The sequence below is a fragment of the Halomonas sp. B23F22_20 genome, from assembly GCF_043496985.1.
GTDB lineage: Bacteria > Pseudomonadota > Gammaproteobacteria > Pseudomonadales > Halomonadaceae > Halomonas.
This window is the reverse complement of record NZ_JBIEKH010000157.1, coordinates 1-510: the sequence shown is the minus strand read 5'-3', so window position 1 is coordinate 510 and position 510 is coordinate 1. Positions and strand designations below refer to the sequence as shown.

Here is a 510-nt window from a genome sequence, read left to right as displayed (position 1 = left end):
GGTGCTTCAAGAGAAATCAAAACAAACCAATGAACTCATTTCAGGTGTACAAGTGGTTATGGGAGACCTTACGAATCATGTTAAAGAGATTGAGTCTGTTCTAGGTAGTATTAGCGCTATATCTGAGCAAACCAATCTTCTTGCATTAAATGCATCGATTGAAGCGGCTCGTGCAGGAGAACACGGGAAAGGATTTGCTGTTGTAGCAGAAGAAGTCAGGAAGCTTGCCGAGCAGAGCTCAGAGGCTACACAGGAAGTACGTGCGACGATTTCTATGATTGTTCAACAGACACAGCAGGCGAATGAATCAATGGATCAGGCTACTCAAGTAGTGGAGGATCAGAATATGGCTGTAACGAATACAAATGATGCGTTTTTCTACATTCAAGAATCTGTCGAGAGCATAACGAACGCGATCCATGGTGTTTCTAAAGACATGGATGAACTCATTCAATCGAAGGACACGCTCTATAATGCGGTTGAGAGTGTAACAGCTATATCAGAAGAGAC

General features: G+C 42.9%; 1 protein-coding gene. It reads left to right on the top strand.

Annotation, left to right across the window (positions count from 1 at the left end; genetic code table 11):
• On the top strand, positions 1-510 hold a 510-nt coding region (locus ACGTN6_RS21095), incomplete at both ends, for a methyl-accepting chemotaxis protein (RefSeq protein WP_394595073.1).